Origin of the sequence: Klebsiella sp. ZJOU C1, from assembly GCF_035620215.1 — a bacterium.
Lineage (GTDB): Bacteria > Pseudomonadota > Gammaproteobacteria > Enterobacterales > Enterobacteriaceae > Klebsiella > Klebsiella variicola.
Genome location: NZ_CP141644.1, coordinates 795041 through 818143, shown reverse-complemented (window position 1 = coordinate 818143; position 23103 = coordinate 795041). Strand labels below are relative to the sequence as shown.

Below are 23103 nucleotides of genomic sequence, written 5' to 3'. Positions count from 1 at the left end.
AAAATTCTGCATTATCGAATTTACATCATATAAAAAAAGGAGCCGAAGCTCCTTTTACCCTCGTTGCCATCGGCTCAGCGCTTGCAAATATCCACCAGCAGCTCTTCCATCCACTGATGGCCTTTATCGCGGCCAGCCGCTTCATGCCACGAGAGATAGCAGGTCCGGCTGTTAACCTTCAACGGCAAAGGTAATATTTGCAGGGCTAATTTATCGGCAAACTCATTGGCCAGCCAGCGCGGGGCAATCGCCACCATCTGAGTTTGCGATACCACGTTTAATACGCTGACCATCGCATTACCCTGATAGGCGATACGCGCCTGTTTATCGGCCGTGTCATACCACGGTAAACTGAATGAGGCATACCGATCGAGAGCCACCGTAGCATGCTCCTCACGATAAATATCCGCCTCCATCACCGGCCCGGAAATACGGGGGTGGTTGCGACTGGCCACCAAAACCATTTCGTCTTTGAATAACGGGACGCAGGCAAACTCAGGGCGACGGAACTCTTCATAACCGATCACAAATTCCGTTTCCTGATAACGTAACTGATGTTCCGTATTTTGATTCAGCGCGGATTTAAAAACCAAATGAATATTGGGTGCGATCTCCGCAACTTTATTAAAAATAACCGACGTCAGGATGTTATCCAGCGGGCTGCAGACGCACAGATGGAAAACGCGCTCACTGCTTAGCGGTTCAAAACCGGAGCCCGGCAATTCGTTTTGGACCAGCTGCAGCGCCTGGCGCACAGAACCAAAAAGCTGATAGGCCCGCGCCGTCGGCTGAATACCGCGGCCATAGCGCACAAACAGCTCATCATTAAACATCACTTTCAGACGTGAAACCGCGTTACTCACCGCGGGTTGAGACATGCCGAGCGTATGGGCGGCACGGGTGATATTCTGCTCTTGCATAACCGCATCAAAAACGGTGAGCAGATTGAGATCAACCATCCGTAGTTGAGGTTTAACGACTTCCTGTCCGGGGGCTGATTTATATTCTGGAGTGTCAATTAACATATCTAATTCCGCCGTCACGATGAATTCCCTTTACTAAACCGCTATAATTAGCGTCGAAAATATCATTTATCATGCAAATGACATTTGCAAAATAGCAAAGGAGATTTTTAGGAATATATCAAGGCTATGAGTGGCAGTGAAAAAGCGGGACTACCAAGAAAATGAACCGCTCAAACCATACCGGTTACTTAATGATGGTGAGTGTAACCATAATCCGTAAAAATAAAAACAACACCACTAGTTAACTGTAACTTAAGCAATAATAAAGTATTTTATTTTTAACCTCATAAAATTAACAACTGCTTATCATTGAAAAATAATCCGCTAATGGGCAAATACATTCATAAGGAAAATAAATATAATATTTTCATTCAGATAGCTTTTTTTGCCGCCTCGTTCATGGCACATCGTGAGCGATGCGTTGAATGCAAAGCACTTTTTCAAATGAAACAAATGAGGACGCGCCTCCCTTTGTCCAAAATAGGATCTTCGGCAAAACAGGGCTTACATCAGCACAATTTGCTAATTCACATCGTGAGCCAATAACGCTTTTTCCGTGCCAGGGGTTGACTTTAAAACGGCTATCCAGTAACTCTAAAAGCATAACGATTTCATCTGGAGTTTGACGCAATGATTCGCACCGCTCGTATCACCAGCCTACTACTACTAAACGCATGCCATTTGCGCGGTAGGCTGTTGGGCGACGTTCAGCGTTAAGTCATCTTCCAGCAAGACTATAAAACCCGCGCCTTGGCGCGGGTTTTTTTATGCTCGTCAACAAGGCGCCAGGACACAGACTAAGGATCCAAACCATGAGCCAGCAAGTCATTATTTTCGATACGACCTTACGTGATGGCGAACAAGCGTTACAGGCAAGCCTGAGTGTCAAAGAGAAGCTGCAGATCGCTCTGGCCCTTGAGCGTATGGGGGTCGACGTAATGGAAGTCGGTTTCCCGGTCTCTTCCCCGGGCGATTTTGAATCGGTGCAAAGCATCGCACGCACCATCAAAAACAGCCGTGTTTGCGCTCTGGCGCGCTGCGTTGAGAAAGATATCGATGTGGCAGCAGAATCCTTAAAGGTGGCTGAAGCTTTCCGCATCCATACCTTTATTGCGACCTCGCCGATGCATATCGCCACCAAACTGCGCAGCACGCTGGATGAAGTGATTGAGCGCGCGATCTATATGGTGAAGCGGGCGCGCAACTACACTGACGATGTCGAATTCTCCTGTGAAGACGCCGGCCGCACGCCGATTGCCGATCTGGCTCGCGTCGTGGAAGCGGCGATCAACGCTGGCGCCACCACCATTAATATCCCGGACACCGTCGGCTACACCATGCCGTTCGAATACGCCAACATTATCAGCGGCCTGTATGATCGCGTGCCGAATATCGACAAAGCGATTATTTCCGTCCACACCCATGATGACCTGGGCATCGCCGTCGGTAACGCCCTCGCCGCGGTCCACGCCGGTGCGCGCCAGGTAGAAGGCGCGATGAACGGTATCGGCGAACGCGCTGGCAACTGTGCGCTGGAAGAAGTGATCATGGCGATCAAAGTGCGCAAAGACATCATGAACGTGCACACCAACATTAATCATCATGAAATCTGGCGCACCAGCCAGACCGTCAGCCAGATCTGCAATATGCCTATCCCGGCCAACAAAGCCATCGTCGGCACCGGCGCCTTCGCCCACTCCTCCGGCATCCACCAGGACGGCGTACTGAAGAACCGCGAAAACTACGAAATCATGACTCCGGAATCCATCGGCCTGAACCAGGTACAGCTGAACCTGACTTCCCGCTCCGGTCGCGCGGCGGTGAAACACCGGATGGAAGAGATGGGTTACCAGGAGAGCGATTACAACCTGGATCATCTGTACGACGCGTTCCTGAAGCTGGCGGACAAAAAAGGCCAGGTCTTCGATTACGATCTGGAAGCGCTGGCGTTTATCAACAAGCAGCAGGAAGAGCCGGAGCATTTCCGCCTGGACTACTTCAGCGTCCAGTCTGGCTCCAGCGATATCGCCACCGCTTCAATCAAGCTGGTCTGCGGGGATGAAATCAAAACCGAAGCCGCTAATGGCAACGGTCCGGTCGACGCCATCTACCAGGCTATTAACCGCGTGACAAACTACAACATTGATTTAGTGAAGTATGGCTTAAGTGCGAAAGGCCACGGCAAAGACGCCCTGGGCCAGGTGGATATCGTCGTTGACTACAACGGCCGCCGTTTCCACGGGGTTGGCCTGGCCACAGATATCGTTGAGTCGTCAGCAAAAGCCATGGTTCACGTGCTGAACAACATCTGGCGCGCCGCCGAAGTCGAAAAAGAATTGCAACGCAAAGCTCAGAATAAAGAGAACAATAAGGAAACCGTGTAATGTCGAAGAATTACCATATTGCCGTTTTGCCGGGTGATGGCATTGGCCCGGAAGTGATGAACCAGGCGATGAAAGTACTGGAAGCCGTGCGCCAACGTTTTGCCATGCACATTACCACCAGCCAGTATGACGTCGGTGGGGCGGCTATTGACCGTCAGGGGACTCCCCTGCCGCAGGCGACCGTCGCCGGATGCGAACAGGCGGATGCGATCCTGTTCGGCTCCGTCGGTGGTCCGAAATGGGAACACCTGCCGCCCGCCGAGCAGCCAGAGCGCGGTGCGCTGCTGCCGCTGCGTAAACACTTCAAACTGTTCAGCAATCTGCGTCCGGCCAAACTGTACCAGGGGCTAGAGGAGTTCTGCCCGCTGCGCGCCGACATCGCTGCCAACGGCTTCGACATTCTCTGCGTTCGCGAACTGACCGGCGGCATCTACTTCGGCCAGCCAAAAGGCCGCGAAGGCAGCGGTCAGCATGAGAAAGCCTTTGATACCGAGGTGTATCACCGCTTTGAAATCGAACGTATCGCGCGCATCGCTTTTGAATCCGCTCGTAAGCGTCGTCACAAAGTGACCTCCATCGATAAGGCCAACGTCCTGCAGTCGTCCATTCTGTGGCGCGAAATCGTCACCGAGATCGGCAAGGAGTATCCGGACGTTGAGCTGGCGCATATGTATATCGATAACGCCACCATGCAACTGATTAAAGATCCGTCCCAGTTCGACGTGCTGCTGTGCTCCAACCTGTTTGGCGACATCCTCTCCGACGAGTGCGCGATGATCACCGGCTCGATGGGTATGCTGCCGTCCGCGAGCCTTAACGAACAAGGTTTTGGCCTGTATGAACCAGCGGGCGGCTCGGCGCCGGACATCGCGGGCAAAAATATCGCTAACCCGATCGCGCAGATCCTCTCTCTGGCCCTGCTGCTGCGCTACAGCCTCGACGCTGACGAAGCGGCGACCGCCATTGAAAGCGCCATCAACCGTGCTTTAGAGGAAGGGGTTCGTACCGGCGACCTGGCGCGCGGAACGGCGGCGGTCAGTACTGATGAAATGGGCGATATCATTGCCCGCTATGTCGCAGAAGGGGTGTAATCATGGCGAAGACGTTATACGAAAAATTATTTGATGCGCACGTAGTGTATGAGGCGCAGAACGAAACCCCGCTGCTGTACATCGACCGCCATCTGGTGCACGAAGTGACCTCCCCGCAGGCGTTTGACGGCCTGCGCGCGCATGGCCGCCAGGTGCGCCAACCGGGTAAAACCTTCGCGACCATGGATCACAACGTCTCGACGCAGACCAAAGATATCAACGCGTCCGGCGAGATGGCCCGTATCCAGATGCAGGAGCTGATTAAGAACTGTAAAGAGTTTGGCGTTGAGCTGTATGACTTAAATCACCCATACCAGGGTATCGTCCACGTCATGGGCCCGGAGCAGGGCGTCACCCTGCCGGGGATGACCATTGTTTGCGGTGACTCCCATACCGCCACCCACGGCGCGTTCGGGGCGCTGGCGTTCGGTATCGGCACCTCCGAAGTGGAGCATGTGCTGGCGACCCAGACCCTGAAACAGGGCCGCGCGAAGACCATGAAAATCGACGTGCAAGGCAAAGCGGCGCCGGGTATTACCGCTAAAGATATCGTGCTGGCCATCATTGGTAAAACCGGTAGCGCCGGCGGCACCGGCCATGTGGTTGAGTTCTGCGGCGAAGCGATCCGCGATCTGAGCATGGAAGGGCGTATGACCCTGTGCAACATGGCGATCGAGATGGGCGCCAAAGCGGGCCTGGTCGCGCCGGACGAAACCACCTTCAATTACGTACGCGGCCGTCTGCATGCGCCGAAAGGCAAAGATTTTGACGATGCCGTCGCGTACTGGAAAACCCTGAAAACCGACGATGGCGCGACGTTTGATACCGTGGTGACGCTGCAGGCGGCGGAGATTGCCCCGCAGGTGACCTGGGGCACCAACCCGGGCCAGGTGATCTCAGTGACGGATAATATCCCCGATCCGGCGTCATTCAGCGATCCAGTGGAACGCGCCAGCGCCGAAAAAGCGCTGGCCTACATGGGCCTGAAATCCGGGATCCCGCTGACGGATGTGGCTATCGACAAAGTGTTTATCGGCTCCTGCACCAACTCGCGAATCGAAGATTTACGCGCCGCGGCGGAAATCGCTAAAGGGCGTAAAGTGGCACCGGGTGTCCAGGCGCTGGTGGTGCCGGGTTCCGGTCCGGTGAAAGCGCAGGCGGAAGCGGAAGGCCTGGATAAGATCTTCATCGAAGCCGGCTTTGAGTGGCGCTTACCGGGTTGCTCGATGTGTCTGGCAATGAACAATGACCGCCTGAATCCGGGCGAGCGCTGTGCCTCCACCAGCAACCGTAATTTTGAAGGCCGTCAGGGCCGCGGCGGACGCACGCACCTGGTGAGCCCGGCAATGGCCGCAGCGGCAGCTGTTACCGGTCATTTCGCCGATATCCGTAATCTGAAGTAAGGAGACCATCATGGCAGAGAAATTTACCCAACATACCGGCCTGGTGGTTCCGCTGGATGCTGCAAACGTCGATACCGACGCGATTATTCCCAAGCAGTTTTTGCAGAAAGTGACTCGCACCGGCTTCGGCGCCCACCTGTTTAACGACTGGCGCTTTCTCGACGATAAAGGCCAGCAGCCGAACCCGGATTTTGTGCTGAATTTCCCGCAATACAAAGGGGCGTCAATCCTGCTGGCACGTGAAAACTTCGGCTGCGGCTCCTCGCGCGAGCACGCGCCGTGGGCGTTGACCGATTACGGCTTTAAGGTCGTGATTGCGCCAAGCTTTGCCGATATCTTTTACGGCAACAGCTTCAATAACCAGCTGCTGCCGGTGACCCTGAGCGACGAGCAGGTCGACGAGCTGTTCAAGCTGGTGCAGGCCAACCCGGGCATGACGTTTGAAGTGGATCTGGAAGCGCAGGTGGTTAAAGCTGGGGATAAAACCTACAGCTTTAAGATCGACGACTTCCGCCGCCACTGTATGCTCAACGGCCTGGATAGCATCGGCCTGACGCTGCAGCACGGAGAGGCGATTTCCGACTATGAACGCAAGCTGCCGGCGTTTATGAATTAACCTTCGGGCCCGGTCATTTGACCGGGCTTTTTAATTTTATCGCGGCGGAAATTGCGATCTCACGCACAAAAACCAATATTGATTCGCTGATTGTCAGGCCTTGACCCCACCCTGCCCCACACCATAAAGAAGAATCATTCCGCTTTCCTTCTCTTCCTCTTCGTTGTTTATGTATTATCCCTTCACTGCAAGTAAAAATAAGGCACGAGTGTTTAATATAAAAATATAAGAATGTGAAAGAAGCGTTAATCTCATAGAGAACCCCTATAGCTCAGAACAAAAAAAAACATTATTTTTCGATTTTTCCCCTCGCTATCTTTGCCCACAGAGAAATATTAACTAAGGACACGCCCGGGCCCCCGCATATCGGCCTCCCGGCCTCCTGTGGAGAGAAGAGATGAGCCACTATCCGCACCTTTTCAGTCCGTTGACCATCAACGGCATGACGCTAAAAAACCGCATTATCATGCCCCCTATGGGCACCAATATGGCCACGCTCAACGGCGAGGTCTCGCAGGAACAGCTGGAATACTATGAACTGCGGGCCAAAGGCGGCACCGGACTTATCACCATCGAAAACATCTGTATTGATTTTCCCTTTGCTTCCAACGGCACCACGCAGTTACGCATCGATAACGATCAATATATTCCGCGACTGTTTAAATTAACCGAGACCCTGCATAAACATGGCGCCTGCGTATCCATTCAGTTAAATCATGCTGGCGCTTCGGCGTACGCCTACCGCCTTGACGGTCAGACGCCACTCTCTTCCTCCACGACGCCCTCGAAAAAGCACGGAAATATTCCACGCCCAATGACGCATGAGGAAATTTATCATGCCGTTGAAAAGTTTGGTGATGCCGCGGAGCGCGTTCGTCGTGCGGGTTTTGACAGCGTCGAAATTCATGCCGGTCATTCCTATTTAATTAGCCAGTTTTTATCGCCGTTATTTAACAAACGCACCGATGAATTTGGCGGCACCGTCGAAAATCGCACCCGGATATTAAGTCTGATTATCGATAAAGTGCGCGCCTGCGTGGGGCCGCGTTTTCCGGTCAGCCTGCGCATCAGCGCCGACGACTTCCTCAAGGGGGGCAATACCCTCGAAGATTCCCTGCGCATCCTTGAACTCTGCCAGGATAAGGTCGATATCATCAACGTCTCTGCGGCGCAGAATGACAACCTGAATCTGCAAATCGACCAGATGTCGCTGGAGGATGGCTGGAAGCGCTACCTCTCCCGCGCGGTGCGCGATAAATTCCATAAGCCCACGGTCATCGCCGGCAATATTCGCTCACCACAGGTGGCCGAGGATATTCTCGCCAGCGGCGATGCCGACCTTATTGCCATTGGCCGCGGCCTGATTGCCGAGCCGGAGTGGGTGCAGAAGGTGCAAGGCGGTAAAGAGCGCCTGATGCGCAAATGCATCTCCTGCAATATCGGTTGCGCTGACCATCGTATCGCCCGCTCGCGCCCGCTGCGCTGTTCGATTAACCCGGACATCATCCACGGCGATGCCTATAAAATGCGCCGCGTCAGTCGCGAAACGAACGTGGTGGTCATCGGCGCTGGCACCGCCGGGATGGAAGCCGCCTGCACGGCGGCGGAAGTCGGTTGCCATACCTGGCTGCTGGAGGCGAAAAACCACGTCGGCGGCCTCGCCAGCGATATCTCCCGTCTGCCGGAGAAAAAGCGCATCGCTGATTTCCCGCAGTTTATGAAAAATCGCATCGCCTCGCTGGACAACCTGATGCTGCAGGTCGGCAAACGTGCCGACGTGGCCTCAGTTTCCGCCCTGCATCCGCATCTGATTGTCAACGCCACCGGCTCAACGCCGCTGCTGCCGCCCATTGAGGGCTTGCGGGAAAACATTGATACCGCGGACGGCAAAGTCTTTTCCATTACCGGCATGATCGACAACCTGGCGAAATTTACCGATATCGAGGGTAAACGTATCGCCGTCGTCGGCGCAGGCGCCGTTGGCCTCGACGTTATCGAATACTTTACGGCGCGCGGCGCGCAGGCGGTATTAATCGAAATGCAGGACGCCGCCGGTCGCGACCTCGACATCATTACCAAAAATGCCATGTTGACCATGCTCGACGAGCACCAGGTCGAACAGCACATGAATACCCAACTGATGGCAGTCGCTGCCGACCATTTCCGGGTGAAAAATACACAGCAAACCTTCGATATCCCCTTTGACTACGGCTTTGTCTGCCTGGGGATGCGCGCCAACCGGACGGGTCTCGACGAGATCGAGCGCTGGGCCAATGCCAATAACGTCAAAATCATGAATATCGGCGACAGCCTGATGGCGCGGCGCATTATCGACGGCATCCGCGAAGGCCGCAACGTGCTGGATACCCTGGAAGACATGGGTGCGCTGGGCAGCCGCGAAGCACAACGAATTCCCTTTCTAACTTATTGAGGATTTTTGTCATGGCAGAACGTATTACTGGACACACTGAGCTGATTGGCCTGATCGCCACCCCGATTCGCCACAGCATGTCACCCACCATGCATAACGAGGCTTTCGCCCATCTCGGGCTGGACTATGTTTATTTGGCTTTTGAAGTCGGTAATCAGGAGCTGAAGGACGTTGTGCAGGGCTTTCGGGCAATGAAGCTGCGCGGCTTTAATGTCTCTATGCCGAACAAAACCGAAATTTGCCAGTATCTCGATAAGCTGTCGCCGGCGGCGCAGCTGGTCGGGGCGGTCAACACCGTGGTCAACGACGATGGCGTACTGACCGGGCATATCACCGACGGCACCGGCTATATGCGCGCCCTTAGCGAAGCGGGTATCGATATCATCGGCAAGAAGATGACCGTCCTCGGCGCCGGCGGCGCGGCGACCGCCCTCTGCGTCCAGGCGGCGCTGGATGGCGTGAAGGCAATCTCCATCTTTAACCGCCGCGATAAATTCTTCGCCAACGCCGAAGAAACGGTAGCTAAGATCCGCAACAACACCAACTGCGAGATCCATCTGTTCGATCTCGACGATCATGACAAGCTGCGCGCCGAAATCGACAGCAGCGTGATCCTGACCAATGCCACCGGCGTTGGCATGAAGCCGTTCGAAGGCCAAATGTTGCTGCCGAACGACAGCTTCCTGCGCCCGGATCTGATCGTCTCTGACGTCGTCTACAACCCACGTAAAACCCACCTGCTGGAAGTGGCGGAGAAAAAAGGCTGCCGCACCCTGAACGGTCTGGGGATGATGCTGTGGCAAGGCGCGCGCGCGTTCGAAATCTGGACGGGTAAACAGATGCCGGTTGATTACATCAAGAGCATTCTGTTCTAAGAGGCGAATGATGAAAAATAAATACATCCCTACTGCGGCAGGGCTGTATCTCAACTACCTGATTCACGGCATGGGGGTGCTCTTAATCACCCTCAACATGGCCCATCTTCAGGAACAGTGGGGAACAGACGCTGCTGGCGTATCCATCGTTATCTCCTCGTTAGGTATCGGCAAGCTGGCGACCATTGTGACCGGCTTTTTGTCGGATCGCTTTGGCCGTAAGCCTTTTATTTATCTGGGGATCCTCAGCTATCTGATCTTCTTCGTCGGCATCCTGCTGACTAAAAATATCTATCTGGCCTACGTCTTCGGCATTATGGCGGGCCTGGCGAATAGCTTCCTCGACTCCGGAACCTATCCGGCGCTAATGGAGTCTTTCCCGCACTCCGCCAGCCGGGCCAACGTGCTGATCAAAGCCTTCGTTTCCGCCGGGCAGTTCCTGCTGCCGTTCATTATCAGCTTCCTGATCTGGGCGAATCTGTGGTTCGGCTGGTCGTTCGTCATTGCGGCGGGACTGTTTGTCCTGAGCGGCATCTACCTGCTCAAAATGCCATTCCCGGATAGCCAGTCGGCGAAAAAAGAGGAGGCCCCTACGGCGCAGGCGGAAGCAACTGCCCGGCCGCAGGCTAATAAGCTGGATATGGTGATCTTCACCCTGTACGGCTACATTGGCATGGCAACCTTCTATCTGGTCAGCCAGTGGCTGGCGCAGTACGGTCAATTCGTGGTCGGTCTGCCCTACGCCTCGGCGATTAAACTGCTTAGCATCTATACCGTCGGTTCGCTGGTCTGCGTCTTCGTGACCGCCGCCTTCGTCAAAGAGGTGTTCAGCTCAGCCATCGCCATGATCATCTATACTGGCCTGTCGATGATTTCGCTGCTGCTGGTGTGCCTGTTCCCGACGCCGATGATGGTCACCGGCTTCGCCTTTATCATCGGCTTTGCCGCCGCCGGCGGGGTACTGCAGTTGGGAGCAACAATCATGGCAATGAGTTTCCCGAACGGAAAAGGCAAAGCAACCGGGATCTTCTACACCGCCGGCAGTATCGCCAGCTTCACGATCCCCCTGATCACCGCAAAGCTTTCGCAGATCAGTATTGCCAGCATTATGTGGTTTGATTTTGCAATCGCCGTGATCGGCTTTGTGATCGCCCTGTACATCGGCTATCGTCAACTGCAGGCTCGGGCGGCGCAAAAAGTGTCCCGCACCGCAGTCACCGCCTGAGGTTCAACGCGAACAATAATGGATACCTACATGACAAATGCAGTAACCGTAAAGAACATCACCTTTCAGGAAGGGGAAACCCTCATTTGTGTACCGCTGATCGGCAAAACCCTCGATGAGATACTGGGTAACGCCCATGGTCTGGTCGATGCCGGCGCCGATATTATCGAATGGCGCGTTGACCACTTTACCCAGGTCAGAGACATGACCCAGGTGATGGCCGCGCTGGCGGAAATCCGTGGCGCGCTGAAAGCGCTCCCGCTGCTGTTCACCTTCCGCAGCAAGAAAGAAGGTGGCGAAACCGAGATCAGCGACGAAGCGTACTTCGCGCTCAATCGCGAAGCCGCGCGCAGCGGACTGGTTGATGTTATCGATATCGAGCTATTCAATGATGAAGCGCAGATCCGCGCGCTGGTTGACGATGCGCATGCCGCGGGCGTCAAGGTGATCATGAGTAACCATGATTTCCACAAGACTCCCGCTCAGGAAGATATTATCTATCGCCTGCGCCGCATGCAGGATCTGGGCGCCGACCTGCCGAAGATCGCGGTGATGCCGCAGTCGCCGCAGGACGTTCTGACCTTGCTTGCCGCTACGCTGACCATGAAAGAAAAATATGCCACTCGCCCGCTGATTACCATGTCGATGGGCAAATCCGGTGGCGTTAGCCGGGTTACCGGGCGCTTATTCGGCTCGGCGATGACCTTCGGTACCGTAGGACAGGCTTCTGCGCCAGGACAGATCGCCATCGCCAAACTACGTGAAGTGATGGATATTCTCTCCTGATGCCCGAATGGCCCGGAGGCGATCTCCGGGCCATCCACTAACAGAGATTCTGGCTGTCGTGGATAACCACATTTTTAAATGACTGTAGCGCCGGGGAAAGTAACCGATCTTTCATTGTCGCCAGATAGATATAGCGTGGGGGGATGGTGTTTTTAATCTTCAGGATGTGAACGTTGTAATAGGAGAGCGCGGAGATCCGCGGCATAATCGCGATCCCATAGTCAATACTGACCAGCCCGGCCATCGCGGTATCCTCATCCACGTAGCAGGCGATCTCCGGCACCAGCTTTTGCTGCATAAACACATTATCGATAAACGGACGTAAACCGCTATTCTCTGAAAAATAGATATAGGGATAATGAATCGTCTCTACCAGATCGACCTCATGTTCATACAGGCGGGCCAACGGATGATCCTTCGCCGTGACCACCACCAGCTCCTGCTGAATAACAGGAATAAAATCGATATCCGGCTCATCCGCAATATAAGAGCAAATCGCCAGATCGACTTTGCCAGCTTTCAGCTCCTGCAATAGGGTCAGCGATGTCCCCTGAGTAAAAGAAAAAGTAACGTTGTGACATTCAGGTGAAAGAGAATATTGATTAATTAACTGCGGAACAACATATTCGCCCATCGTGTAAATAAAGGCGATGCGAATATTCTCTTTATTCTCGGCGCCATTTTTTTGTAATGTCATCCGGCCATTCTCCAGCGAGGCCAGCGCATCTTCGACATACGGCAAAAAACGCTTGCCGTTTTGCGTAATTTTAACGTTCCGTCCCTGTCTGGCGAACAGCGCGACCCCTAACTCCTTCTCCAGCTCCGATATCGCATGGCTTAGCGAGGGCTGGGTGATGCACAGACTGGAGGCGGCTTCGGTGTAATGTTCGGTTTCAGACAGACGTTTAAAATAATAAAGTTGCTTTAGGTTCATTATTTTTGCCCGTATAATATAAGAATAAATGCACTGACGCTAATATACCATGCAAGCCACCAATAATGTGCGAGAGCGGGTAAATATCGGCGTTACATCAAATATTCTTTTGTGAAGCGTATGAATGTGCAACAAAGCGTTGCCATTCATAGATACTATCTATAGTTCCTGGAGATGTTTTTGCATGTGCGAATATATGCAAAAATATTTTAAACTTTAAAGGAACTCGCTATGAGTATGTCAAACTCTCAGGAAGTCCTCACTTCCTCATCGGGGACGAAAAAAAGAAGCCGCGTTCGGATAGTTATTTTACTGCTGTTGTCCGTCGGAACGATGATCAATTATCTCGATCGCACCATCCTGGGTATTGTCGCCCCACAATTAACCCAGGAAATTCATATCGATCCAGCGATGATGGGCATCATTTTCTCCGCCTTTGCCTGGACCTATGCGCTGGCACAGATCCCTGGCGGGGTATTTTTAGACCGTTTTGGTAACAAGCTCACCTATACCCTGTCTATTTTCTTCTGGTCGCTGTTTACTCTGCTGCAGAGTTTTACCCTCGGGCTGAAAACCCTGCTCCTCCTGCGCCTGGGGCTTGGCGTCAGCGAAGCGCCCTGCTTTCCGGCCAACAGCCGCATCGTCAGCACCTGGTTTCCCCAGCATGAGCGCGCGCGGGCGACGGCAACATATACAGTTGGCGAATATATAGGGCTGGCCGCTTTCTCGCCGCTGTTATTTTTAATCCTCGAACACCATGGCTGGAGAACGCTGTTTTTTCTCACCGGCGGATTAGGTATTTTATTTACGTTGGTGTGGTGGCGTTTTTATCACGAACCGCATGAATCACGCACGGCTAATAAAGCAGAGCTGGATTACATCGGCGTAAACAGCATTAACAATAAAATCCAGAACGTTCCATTTAACTGGCGTGACGCCAGGCGTCTGCTGGGCTGTCGTCAGATCGTAGGCGCCAGTCTGGGCCAGTTCGCCGGGAACACCACGCTGGTGTTTTTTCTGACGTGGTTTCCCAGCTATCTTGCCAACGAGCGCCATCTCCCCTGGCTTCACGTTGGATTCTTCGCCACCTGGCCCTTCCTCGCCGCCGCGATCGGCATCCTCTTCGGCGGCTGGATCTCGGACCGGTTGCTGAAGCGAACCGGCTCCGTCAACATCAGTCGAAAGTTACCAATAATTTCCGGTTTACTACTGTCCAGCTGTATTATTGCGGCAAACTGGGTAAGCGCTAACAGCACCGTAATCATTATTATGTCGGTGGCATTTTTTGGCCAGGGGATGGTCGGTCTGGGCTGGACCTTAATTTCTGATATTGCCCCGGAAAATATGGCAGGCCTCACCGGCGGCATATTTAATTTTTGCGCCAATATGGCATCTATTATTGCGCCACTGATAATTGGTGTGATTATCTCCGCAACGGGTAATTTCTTTTACGCGCTGATCTACGTCGGCCTGACGGCGCTGATCGGCGTGATTGCCTACATTTTTATCATCGGCGATATCAAGCGTATCGTCCTGGAGTAGTCAGCTTGCCCCGGCGACGCGGCTCGCCGGGGCAAGGCAGATTGTCAGATATCCTTCACCCTGCTGGTCAAAAACAATGTCACCAGCGAAATCGCGGCGATTGTCCAGTAGACGCTGGCGTGGCCATAACTTTGCGACAGCGCCCCCTGCATCACGCCGGCGAGGATCACGCCGGTGGAAATACTGTTGGTGAACAGGGTGGTCGCCGCCCCCGCCCGGCCCGGCATTAAATCCTGGAACCACAGCATACCGATCCCGGCGATAATACCGATAAAGACCGCGTTAAATAGCTGCAGGGCCAGCAGCGCCGTACGGCCATGAAACAGAATCAACCCGGCATAAAACAGCACACCGGCCGCGACCGCCGCCACCATCATTTTACGTTTACCAAAGCGCTTCACGTAGTAGCCGGCGAGGATCATCGCCGGTATTTCCAGTCCGGCGGCGGTGCCCATCAGGATCCCGGCAAGGCTGTCGGGAAGACCGAGATCGTTACTGATCCACAGCGGCATATCAATGATATACATCGTGTTGCAGGTCCACATCAGCGTGGAGGCGATAAACAGCATGCGCACGTTCTTATCCTGCCAGCCGCCGGCCTGCACCAGCGCCGCCGCCTCTTCCGAAGGCTGTTCCACCCGCGGGACCGAGGGCAGCTTGATGGCAATCAGCGCCAGGCTAATGACAAAGATGCCCGCCGCAATGGAAAACATGGTGGTAAAGCCATAATTGAGGGCCAGCATAAAGGCCAGCGGCGGGCCAATCACCCACGCCAGCGACAGCTGGGCACGCATGATCGAACTGAACATCACCACTTCCCGCGCCGAGCTGTCGGCATACTCCCGCGCCAGGGCGAAGAGCTGCGGCATGGCGGCATTGGCGATGGACGCCAGCATCACCCCGCAGGTAATTAACGTCAGGTAGTGACGGTTGAAGGCAAACAGCAGCGCATTGCCCACCGCCATCAGGCAGCAGAGCATAATTAACCGCCGCCGATCGCCGCGGCTATCAGAGCGCTTAGCCAACGCCAGACTCACCAGGATCCCGGCAATGGCATTTACCGTGTAGAACAGGCCCACCCAGAACGGCTGCGCCCCTACTTCGCGGCTGAGAAACAAACTCAACGTCGGCGCCTGCAACGCGCCCGCCACGCCCATCATAAAAGCAACCAGCATAAAGGCGGCATACACGCCGTTTAGCCGTCGTCCCATCGTCATCAACCACAGCATGGAATGTCCTTAACACACGCGAAGTAAACGAAAAAAGCCAGCAGAGGATTTCTGCTGGCGGGTGATTCTATACTCTATGGGTTTCATGTTGCAGGACAAAACGGTTAACCGTTTTGCACAGCGCTTGTGCTGGCCCTGAAAGGGTGAGCGTGGCCAGAACGTCAGACCCTGAGCGCATCGACAGCGAAACGAGCGGTCGCGGCCAACGCCCCTGCAGCGTGAAAAACGACGAGTATAACACCAATACTCAGTCACACATGATGTCTGCAAGTCAATGATCAGAGGCCTTTGACGTCACTCCCCACTGCATCAGTTCTCCCAGGATTTCCTGTTGTCGTCCTGCCATCAGGCGGGCCAGCCAGGACGCATCCTGCGTCGCAGAAAAATAGCGCTGGTAGAACGATTTTGCGGTAGACCTCATCATATTCACCTCCTCGCTTCATCGGGATTCATTATTGGCTTAATATGGGGAGTAATAAATTGCTGAGTTTTGCGCAGGAGTTCCCCTTTTATGTCTTCCAGCCGTCTGCAACAACAGTTCATCCGCTTATGGCAGTGCTGCGACGGCAAGTCGCAGGAGACCACCCTCAACGAGCTGGCGGAAATGCTGAGCTGCTCGCGTCGCCATATGCGCACCCTGCTCAATATGATGGAGTCCCGCGGCTGGCTGGCCTGGGAGGCGGAGGCAGGCCGCGGCAAGCGTTCGCGGCTAACCTTTCTCTATACCGGTCTCGCCCTGCAGCAGCAGCGTGCCGAAGATCTCCTCGAGCAGGATCGCATCGATCAGCTGGTGCAGTTGGTCGGCGATAAGGCCGCCGTCCGCCAGATGCTGATCTCTCATCTTGGCCGCAGCTTCCGCCAGGGACGCCATATCCTGCGCGTGCTCTACTACCGTCCGATGAAGAATTTACTGCCCGGCAGTGCGCTGCGGCGTTCGGAAACGCATATTGCCCGGCAAATTTTCAGCGCCCTGACGCGGGTAAATGAGGAAAATGGGGAACTGGAAGCCGATATTGCCCACCATTGGCAGCAGCTGACCCCCACCCACTGGCGCTTTTTCCTCCGCCCGGGCATCCATTTTCACCACGGCCGTGAGCTGGAGATGGCGGATGTGATCGCCTCTCTGCAGCGCAGCAATGCCCTGCCGCTCTATTCACATATCGAACGCATCGAATCGCCCACCGCCTGGACCCTGGATATTCATCTGCGCCAGCCCGACCGCTGGCTGCCCTGGCTGCTGGGCCAGGTGCCGGCGATGGTGCTGCCGCAGGAGTGGCAGACCATGAACCACTTTTCCTCCATGCCGGTCGGCACCGGCCCTTATGCTGTGGTGCGTAACAATCAGAACCAGCTCAAGATCCATGCCTTTGAAGACTATTTTGGCTACCGGGCGCTGATCGATGAGGTGAACGTCTGGGTGCTGCCGGAAATTAGTGAAGAGCCCAATGGCGGCCTGACGCTGCAGGGCAATACCGAAAGCGAAAAAGCGGTGGAGAGTCGCCTGGAAGAGGGCTGCTATTACCTGCTGTTCGACTCGCGAAGCCCGCTGGGGGCCAACGACGCGGTGCGTCGCTGGTTAAGCTATCTGTTTCAGCCCGCCAACCTGCTCTACCATGCGGGCGAACACTACCAGGGCAACTGGTTTCCCGCCTACGGCCTGCTGCCGCGCTGGCATCACGCCAGCAACCACGCCTGCGAGAAGCCGGCGGGGCTGGAGACCGTCACCCTCACCTATTACCGCGATCACGTCGAACATCGGGTGATCGGCGGGATTATGCGCGACCTGCTGGCAGCGCATCAGGTAAAACTGGAGATCCAAGAGCTGGAGTATGATGCCTGGCATCGCGGCGAGGTGGTCAGCGATATCTGGCTTAACAGCGTTAACTTCACCTTACCGATCGAATTCTCACTCTTCGCCTATCTGTACGAAGTCCCGCTCATTCAGCGCTGCATCCCCATTGACTGGCAGGCAGACGCCTGCCGCTGGCGCGCGGGAGAGTTTAATCCGGCCACCTGGAGCCAGCGGCTGCTGGCCGGGCAACATATCGTGCCGCTGATCCACCACTGGCTGATGATTCAGGGGCAGCGCAGTATGCGCGGCGTACGGATGAACACCCTCGGCTGGTTCGACTTTAAATCCGCGTGGTTTGCGCCGCCGGAGCCGTAAGCGCTTTCCGTCATCTGACAAAATCATTACACTAAGGCCGTTCTCAACGGGGTGCTAATAAACATACGCAATATCATTCAAGTTGCATCACGGCAGCAAGCGGGTGAATCCCCTGGAGCATAGATAACTATGTGACAGGGGTGAACGCGCGAAGCTAACGCAGATGCGGCTTGAAGGATGAAGCGTATGGGCTGAGAAAATACCCGTCGAACCTGATCCGGATAACGCCGGCGAAGGGATTTGAGGCTCACTCAAAATCCTTTGCCACCCCTTTTTTCTGAGGTGCAAAGTGTTGAAAAAATTACTCCCGCTGCTGGCGCTGGTCGCCATGCCCGCTCTGGCTAAGCCTGTCCTCACCGTCTATACCTATGACTCCTTCTCTGCCGACTGGGGCCCCGGCCCGGCGGTCAAAAAAGCCTTTGAAGCGGACTGCGGCTGCGAACTGAAGTTCGTCGCCCTGGAAGATGGCGTTTCGCTACTGAATCGCCTGCGCATGGAAGGCAAGAACAGCAAGGCCGACATCGTGCTTGGCCTGGATAACAACCTGCTGGAAGCCGCGGCGCAGAGTAAACTGTTCGCCAAAAGCCACGTACCTGCCAGCGCGGTCAGCGTGCCAGGCGGATGGGATAATGACACCTTTGTCCCCTACGATTACGGCTATTTCGCCTTCGTCTATGACAAAAATAAACTGGCTAACCCGCCGAAAAGCCTGAAAGAGCTGGTTGAGAGCCCGCAGAAATGGCGCGTCATCTACGAAGATCCCCGCACCAGCACCCCGGGGCTGGGCCTGCTGCTGTGGATGCAAAAGGTCTATGGCGATAAAGCGCCCGAGGCCTGGCAGAAGCTGGCGGCGAAAACGATCACCGTCACCAAGGGCTGGAGTGAAGCCTACGGTCTGTTCCTGAAAGGGGAAAGCGACCTGGTCTTAAGCTACACCACCTCGCCGGCTTACCACATTATTGAAGAGAAGAAAGACAACTATGCGGCGGCGAGCTTCGCTGAAGGCCATTATCTGCAGGTCGAAGTTGCCGCGCGTACCGCCGCCAGCAAGCAGCCGGCACTGGCGGAGAAGTTCCTCAAATTTATGGTCTCGCCTGGCTTCCAGAACGCCATCCCCACCGGGAACTGGATGTATCCGGTGACTCAGGTCGCGCTGCCGGCCGGGTTTGATACCCTGGTGAAGCCGCAGACCACCCTGTCGTTTACCCCGCAGCAGGTCGCCAGCGAGCGTCAGACCTGGATTAGCGCATGGCAACGCGCCGTCAGCCGCTAAACCTTAGCGGGCTATTGCCGGGCCTTTTTGCCGCCACCCTGCTCTGCGCCGTCGCGCTGGCGGCGTTTCTGGCGCTGTGGTTTAGCGCCCCCGGCGCGGGCTGGCAATCGGTCTTCAGCGATAGCTACCTGTGGCACGTGATGCGCTTCTCCTTCTGGCAGGCGTCGCTGTCAGCGCTGTTCTCGGTGGTGCCGGCCATCTTTCTCGCCCGCGCCCTTTACCGGCGTCGCTTCCCGGGCCGCACACTGCTGCTGCGCCTGTGCGCGATGACCCTGATCCTGCCGGTGCTGGTGGCGGTGTTCGGCATCCTCAGCGTCTATGGCCGCCAGGGCTGGCTGGCCTCGCTGTTTCACGCGCTCGGCTGGCAGTGGGATTTCTCGCCCTACGGTCTGCAGGGCATCCTGCTGGCGCACGTCTTTTTCAATATGCCGATGGCCACCCGCCTGCTGCTGCAGGCGCTGGAGAGTATCCCTGGTGAACAGCGGCAAATTGCCGCCCAGCTTGGCATGCGCGGCTATGCCTTCTTCCGCCTCGTCGAATGGCCGTGGATGCGCCGGCACATTCCCGCCGTCGCTGCGCTGATTTTTATGCTCTGCTTCGCCAGCTTCGCCACCGTGCTGTCGCTGGGCGGCGGCCCGAAGGCCACCACGATTGAGCTGGCTATCTACCAGGCGCTGAGCTTTGACTACGATCCGGCGCGCGCGGCAATGCTGGCGCTGATCCAGATGCTTTGCTGCCTCGCGCTGGTGCTGCTCAGCCAGCGCCTCAGTAAAGCGGTGGCTATCGGCGTCAGCCATGTCCGCGGCTGGCGCGACCCTGACGATCGTCTGCATAGCCGCCTGAGCGACGGACTCTTGATCGGCGCCGCCCTGCTGCTGCTGCTCCCGCCGCTGCTGGCGGTCATCGTCGACGGGATCAACCGCAACATGCTGAACGTGCTGGCGCAGCCGGCGCTCTGGCAGGCATTGAGTACCTCTCTGCGCATCGCCATCGCCGCCGGGCTGTTGAGCGTAACCCTGACGATGATGCTGCTGTGGAGCAGCCGGGAGCTGCGCGCCCGCCAGCGGCCGCTGGCCGGGCAGGCGATGGAGCTGAGCGGCATGTTAATCCTTGCCATGCCGGGGATTGTGCTGGCCACTGGCTTTTTTCTGCTGCTCAGTAACAGCGTCGGACTGCCGGAGTCCGCCGACGGCATCGTCATCTTCACCAATGCCCTGATGGCGATCCCCTACGCGCTCAAAGTGCTGGAAAACCCGATGCGCGACGTAACCGCTCGCTACAGTATGCTGTGCCAGTCGTTGGGGATTGAAGGCTTCACGCGGCTGCGGGTGGTTGAGCTTCGCGCCCTCCGGCGCCCGCTGGCCCAGGCGTTAGCCTTCGCCTGCGTGCTGTCGATTGGTGACTTCGGCGTGGTGGCCCTGTTCGGCAACGAGGCGTTCCGCACCCTGCCTTTCTATCTGTACCAGCAGATAGGCGCCTACCGCAGCCAGGACGGCGCCGTCACCGCCCTGCTCCTGCTGCTGCTCTGTTTCTTATTATTTACGCTGATTGAAAAACTTCCGGGGCGTGATGCTAAAACTCAATGATGTGACCTGGCTGTACCAGCATCTGCCGATGCGTTTTACCCTCGACGTCGCGCGCGGCGAGCGCATCGCGGTGCTCGGCCCCAGCGGCGCCGGAAAGAGCACCCTGCTGAATCTGATCGCCGGTTTTCTACCGCCCGCCAGCGGCAGCCTGCGGATCAATGGCGAGGTGCATAACGCGACGCCGCCGGCGCAGCGTCCGGTCTCGATGCTGTTCCAGGAGAATAACCTGTTTAACCATCTCACGGTTCGGCAGAATATCAGCCTCGGGATCCACCCGGGCCTGAAACTGAGCCGCGAGCAGCAGGCGCAGGTGGCGGCGATGGCCGGACAGATGGGAATTGATGCGCTGCTGGAACGCCTGCCGGGCGAGCTTTCCGGCGGTCAGCGGCAGCGCGCGGCGCTGGCCCGCTGTCTGGTGCGCCAGCAGCCGGTGCTGTTACTGGATGAACCCTTCTCAGCGCTTGACCCGGCGCTGCGTCAGGAGATGCTGTCCCTGGTCGCCGATGTCTGCGAGCAGCAGCAGCTCACTCTGCTGATGGTCTCCCACAGCGTGGAAGATGCCGCACGCATCGCGCCGCGCTCGATAGTGGTCGCCGAAGGGCGGATTGTCTGGGATGGCGCCACCGCCGAGCTGTTAAGCGGCAACAGCAGCGCCTCGCATCTGATGGGCATCAGCGCGCAATAACCTTGTGCAGGATCGCCAGATAGACCGGCATCAGCGGATGGCGGCAGACCAGAGTCAGCGCCGTCGCGGCGACCACCACCATCAGCGGTGACAGCCACAGTAGTCGGCCGCGCGGCAGCCAGCGGGTCAGGCGATCGCCTGAGGTTTTCGCGCTCCGCCACAGCCGCCAGCACAGCCACCCTGCCAGCCAGGCCAGCAGCGCCGCCCCCAACAGCAGCCATTTAAAGCTGGCGCTGTTTTCATCGGCCGGAATATCAATCGCCGCCCCGGCGAGAATGCCGGGCAGGAAATAGAGCGGCGGCCAGAGCAGGCAGCCGATAATATTCGGTAGCACAAACTTCGCCACCGGCAGATCGAGCATCCCGGCGACCATCGGCACCAGCGGTCGCGTCGGCCCAACAAAGCGGCCGATCAGAATGGTGATCATGCTGTGCTGATGCAACGCATGCTCGGTCTTCTCCAACAGGGCACGGTTTTTCTTCATAAACGACCAGCGGTGCAGCGGCTTTTTAAAGCGCCAGCCGAGCCAGAATGAGATCCAGTCGCCCAGCAGACAGCCGACAATCCCCGCCAGCCACGCCTGCCAGAAGTTAACCTCACCGCTGCCGATAAGCGCCCCAAGGCCGGCCATCATCACCGTTCCGGGTAAGATAAGCCCCACCAGCGCCAGCGACTCGAGAAAGGCCACCAGCATCACGGCTAACAACGAGTAGACCGTGGATTGGGTGATAAAGTGTTCCAGCAATGCTTGCATAATGTACCCGGTTAAAAAACGAAGCCCGGATTCTCCGGAGCCATCGCGCCCTCGTCAAGCCACCAATTGTCTTAATAGTTTACTGGCTGTGATATTTAAGCGGGTCATCATTTCACTTTCTTTACTTTTTATTCACATCCTGCACGGAATTCGCTCGGGCTGGCGCCGGTGCATTTTTTAAATACGCGCGAAAAATAGAGCTGATCTTCAAAGCCAACGTTGCGCCCGACGGTGGCGATCGGCATCCGTGTCGTGCTCAGCAGCAGTTTGGCCTGGCTGATGCGCTGATCTTCCCGCCAGCCGAGCACGCTGATCCCCAACTGCTGGCGGAACAGGTGCGACAGACGCGAGGGCGACAGGCAGACGTGCTGGGCGACGCTGGCAATATCAAAATGGCTGTCCGCCAGATGGTCGCTGATGTACTGGCAGGCGTCGCGCACCCGGTTATCCAGCGGCGGATGCAGCGATTCGTTGATCGCCTCCATGCGCCGCAGCAGCAGCTGTTCCAGCAGATTTATTGCCAGCAGTTCGGAATAGCGCCCCGCCCCCTGCCCGGCATCGACGATCTGGCCGAACAGTTCGCCAAAGCGCGCCTGCCACTGTTCATCCGGACGGAAAAAGCCGGTCTGGGCGAAGATCGTCGGCCAGTTGAGCCACTCGTGCCAGTAGGCGCGTGGCCGGAAGTAGACCCACTGGTGATACCACTCGCTGGCGTCGGGATGGCGGCCGTAGTGATGGATTTCCCCTGGCGGGAACAGCAACATATCACCCGGCCGGCAGACGAACTGCTCGCCGTGGTTGTTGATAACACCCTCGCCGCGGATCGTCAGGTTGAGAATATAGCCTTTCATGCCCAGCGGGCGGTCGATAAAGAAATCCAGGTATCCCTGCGCCTCAATCGGCGTGAGGCCGGTGACCAGATGAGCGTTAAAAGAGTAGCCCGGCAGCAGCGGATCGTTTTGCGTTTCGGCCATACGCGTGGTTCTCCCCGAAGGTATTAATGACACCAATTGTCCATATTCATCATTTTATCGCTCTCGGCCCTGTCGCGACTGCGACGGCGGTGGGAATTTCGCTAAAAAGCCGCACGGTAAGCG

General features: G+C 56.2%; 20 protein-coding genes and 1 riboswitch. Of the genes, 14 read left to right on the top strand and 6 right to left on the bottom strand.

Annotation, left to right across the window (positions count from 1 at the left end):
- Positions 1-74: 74 nt before the first annotated feature.
- Positions 75-1043 (bottom strand): transcriptional regulator LeuO, encoded by a 969-nt coding sequence (leuO, locus tag SPE70_RS03825; protein WP_072121929.1) that lies wholly within the window; start codon positions 1041-1043, stop codon positions 75-77.
- Positions 1044-1655: 612 nt separating this feature from the next.
- Here leuO and leuL point away from each other — a divergent pair.
- From leuL to aroD, 9 genes are all read left to right on the top strand, one after another.
- Positions 1656-1742, top strand: a complete 87-nt coding sequence (gene leuL, locus SPE70_RS03820; protein ID WP_004222662.1) for a leu operon leader peptide — start codon at positions 1656-1658, stop codon at positions 1740-1742.
- 95 nt (positions 1743-1837) lie between these two features.
- Positions 1838-3409 (top strand): 2-isopropylmalate synthase, encoded by a 1572-nt coding sequence (gene leuA / locus SPE70_RS03815; RefSeq protein WP_008807443.1) that lies wholly within the window; start codon positions 1838-1840, stop codon positions 3407-3409.
- On the top strand, positions 3409-4500 hold the full coding sequence (gene leuB / locus SPE70_RS03810) for a 3-isopropylmalate dehydrogenase (protein WP_008807444.1): 1092 nt from the start codon (positions 3409-3411) through the stop codon (positions 4498-4500). Before leuA ends, leuB begins: the two co-directional genes overlap by 1 nt.
- Before the next feature lie 2 nt (positions 4501-4502).
- Positions 4503-5903: a 3-isopropylmalate dehydratase large subunit gene (gene leuC / locus SPE70_RS03805; protein WP_008807445.1), complete on the top strand. Its 1401-nt coding sequence runs from the start codon at positions 4503-4505 to the stop codon at positions 5901-5903.
- Between the two features lie 10 nt (positions 5904-5913).
- Entirely contained in the window at positions 5914-6519 is a 606-nt protein-coding gene (gene leuD, locus SPE70_RS03800; RefSeq protein ID WP_008807446.1) for a 3-isopropylmalate dehydratase small subunit, read from the top strand.
- Positions 6520-6916: 397 nt separating this feature from the next.
- Positions 6917-8950, top strand: a complete 2034-nt coding sequence (locus tag SPE70_RS03795) for an oxidoreductase (RefSeq protein WP_119867138.1) — start codon at positions 6917-6919, stop codon at positions 8948-8950.
- A gap of 11 nt (positions 8951-8961) precedes the next feature.
- On the top strand, positions 8962-9825 hold the full coding sequence (locus SPE70_RS03790; protein WP_008807448.1) for a shikimate dehydrogenase: 864 nt from the start codon (positions 8962-8964) through the stop codon (positions 9823-9825).
- Positions 9826-9835: 10 nt separating this feature from the next.
- On the top strand, positions 9836-11050 hold the full coding sequence (locus SPE70_RS03785; protein ID WP_012542861.1) for an MFS transporter: 1215 nt from the start codon (positions 9836-9838) through the stop codon (positions 11048-11050).
- A gap of 30 nt (positions 11051-11080) precedes the next feature.
- On the top strand, positions 11081-11836 hold the full coding sequence (gene aroD, locus SPE70_RS03780; protein ID WP_012968942.1) for a type I 3-dehydroquinate dehydratase: 756 nt from the start codon (positions 11081-11083) through the stop codon (positions 11834-11836).
- A 37-nt stretch (positions 11837-11873) separates the two neighbouring features.
- Here the strand turns inward: aroD and SPE70_RS03775 are convergent, their stop codons facing one another.
- Entirely contained in the window at positions 11874-12770 is an 897-nt protein-coding gene (locus SPE70_RS03775) for a LysR family transcriptional regulator (protein WP_012542863.1), read from the bottom strand.
- A gap of 231 nt (positions 12771-13001) precedes the next feature.
- Between SPE70_RS03775 and SPE70_RS03770 the strand changes: the two genes are divergently transcribed.
- The gene (locus tag SPE70_RS03770) at positions 13002-14312 is read left to right on the top strand and encodes an MFS transporter (RefSeq protein WP_064141796.1); all 1311 of its coding nucleotides are present in this window, start codon (positions 13002-13004) and stop codon (positions 14310-14312) included.
- A 44-nt stretch (positions 14313-14356) separates the two neighbouring features.
- Here the strand turns inward: SPE70_RS03770 and SPE70_RS03765 are convergent, their stop codons facing one another.
- Entirely contained in the window at positions 14357-15541 is a 1185-nt protein-coding gene (locus SPE70_RS03765; protein WP_008807453.1) for a sugar efflux transporter, read from the bottom strand.
- A 271-nt stretch (positions 15542-15812) separates the two neighbouring features.
- Positions 15813-15965, bottom strand: a complete 153-nt coding sequence (sgrT, locus tag SPE70_RS03760; protein ID WP_012542866.1) for a glucose uptake inhibitor SgrT — start codon at positions 15963-15965, stop codon at positions 15813-15815.
- 87 nt (positions 15966-16052) lie between these two features.
- Here sgrT and sgrR point away from each other — a divergent pair, with 87 nt between their 5' ends.
- The 4 genes from sgrR (at position 16053) to thiQ (ending at position 21252) form a co-directional block, all read left to right on the top strand.
- Positions 16053-17708, top strand: a complete 1656-nt coding sequence (gene sgrR, locus SPE70_RS03755) for an HTH-type transcriptional regulator SgrR (protein ID WP_008807454.1) — start codon at positions 16053-16055, stop codon at positions 17706-17708.
- A gap of 37 nt (positions 17709-17745) precedes the next feature.
- Positions 17746-17965, top strand: a riboswitch (TPP riboswitch).
- Between the two features lie 32 nt (positions 17966-17997).
- Complete coding sequence (gene thiB / locus SPE70_RS03750; protein WP_049139963.1) at positions 17998-18981, top strand: thiamine ABC transporter substrate binding subunit; 984 nt, start codon at positions 17998-18000, stop codon at positions 18979-18981.
- Positions 18957-20567, top strand: coding sequence for a thiamine/thiamine pyrophosphate ABC transporter permease ThiP (gene thiP, locus SPE70_RS03745; RefSeq protein ID WP_136047500.1), 1611 nt, complete (start codon positions 18957-18959; stop codon positions 20565-20567). Before thiB ends, thiP begins: the two co-directional genes overlap by 25 nt.
- Complete coding sequence (gene thiQ, locus SPE70_RS03740) at positions 20551-21252, top strand: thiamine ABC transporter ATP-binding protein ThiQ (RefSeq protein ID WP_012542868.1); 702 nt, start codon at positions 20551-20553, stop codon at positions 21250-21252. The genes thiP and thiQ overlap by 17 nt, the downstream gene beginning before the upstream one ends.
- Here the strand turns inward: thiQ and SPE70_RS03735 are convergent.
- Entirely contained in the window at positions 21239-22006 is a 768-nt protein-coding gene (locus tag SPE70_RS03735; protein ID WP_008807458.1) for a DedA family protein, read from the bottom strand. The genes thiQ and SPE70_RS03735 overlap by 14 nt on opposite strands.
- A gap of 128 nt (positions 22007-22134) precedes the next feature.
- On the bottom strand, positions 22135-22980 hold the full coding sequence (araC, locus tag SPE70_RS03730) for an arabinose operon transcriptional regulator AraC (protein WP_004204301.1): 846 nt from the start codon (positions 22978-22980) through the stop codon (positions 22135-22137).
- Positions 22981-23103 lie beyond the last annotated feature (123 nt).

Coding starts and splice junctions, on each gene's coding strand:
- leuC (WP_008807445.1), top strand. CDS start 4,503: ATGGCGAAGACGTTATACGAAAAATTATTTGATGCGCACGTAGTGTAT.
- SPE70_RS03735 (WP_008807458.1), bottom strand. CDS start 22,006: ATGCAAGCATTGCTGGAACACTTTATCACCCAATCCACGGTCTACTCG.
- sgrT (WP_012542866.1), bottom strand. CDS start 15,965: ATGATGAGGTCTACCGCAAAATCGTTCTACCAGCGCTATTTTTCTGCG.
- araC (WP_004204301.1), bottom strand. CDS start 22,980: ATGGCCGAAACGCAAAACGATCCGCTGCTGCCGGGCTACTCTTTTAAC.
- aroD (WP_012968942.1), top strand. CDS start 11,081: ATGACAAATGCAGTAACCGTAAAGAACATCACCTTTCAGGAAGGGGAA.
- SPE70_RS03795 (WP_119867138.1), top strand. CDS start 6,917: ATGAGCCACTATCCGCACCTTTTCAGTCCGTTGACCATCAACGGCATG.
- thiQ (WP_012542868.1), top strand. CDS start 20,551: ATGCTAAAACTCAATGATGTGACCTGGCTGTACCAGCATCTGCCGATG.
- SPE70_RS03790 (WP_008807448.1), top strand. CDS start 8,962: ATGGCAGAACGTATTACTGGACACACTGAGCTGATTGGCCTGATCGCC.
- leuB (WP_008807444.1), top strand. CDS start 3,409: ATGTCGAAGAATTACCATATTGCCGTTTTGCCGGGTGATGGCATTGGC.
- SPE70_RS03765 (WP_008807453.1), bottom strand. CDS start 15,541: ATGCTGTGGTTGATGACGATGGGACGACGGCTAAACGGCGTGTATGCC.
- leuL (WP_004222662.1), top strand. CDS start 1,656: ATGATTCGCACCGCTCGTATCACCAGCCTACTACTACTAAACGCATGC.
- leuD (WP_008807446.1), top strand. CDS start 5,914: ATGGCAGAGAAATTTACCCAACATACCGGCCTGGTGGTTCCGCTGGAT.
- SPE70_RS03770 (WP_064141796.1), top strand. CDS start 13,002: ATGAGTATGTCAAACTCTCAGGAAGTCCTCACTTCCTCATCGGGGACG.
- SPE70_RS03785 (WP_012542861.1), top strand. CDS start 9,836: ATGAAAAATAAATACATCCCTACTGCGGCAGGGCTGTATCTCAACTAC.
- leuA (WP_008807443.1), top strand. CDS start 1,838: ATGAGCCAGCAAGTCATTATTTTCGATACGACCTTACGTGATGGCGAA.
- thiP (WP_136047500.1), top strand. CDS start 18,957: ATGGCAACGCGCCGTCAGCCGCTAAACCTTAGCGGGCTATTGCCGGGC.
- SPE70_RS03775 (WP_012542863.1), bottom strand. CDS start 12,770: ATGAACCTAAAGCAACTTTATTATTTTAAACGTCTGTCTGAAACCGAA.
- sgrR (WP_008807454.1), top strand. CDS start 16,053: ATGTCTTCCAGCCGTCTGCAACAACAGTTCATCCGCTTATGGCAGTGC.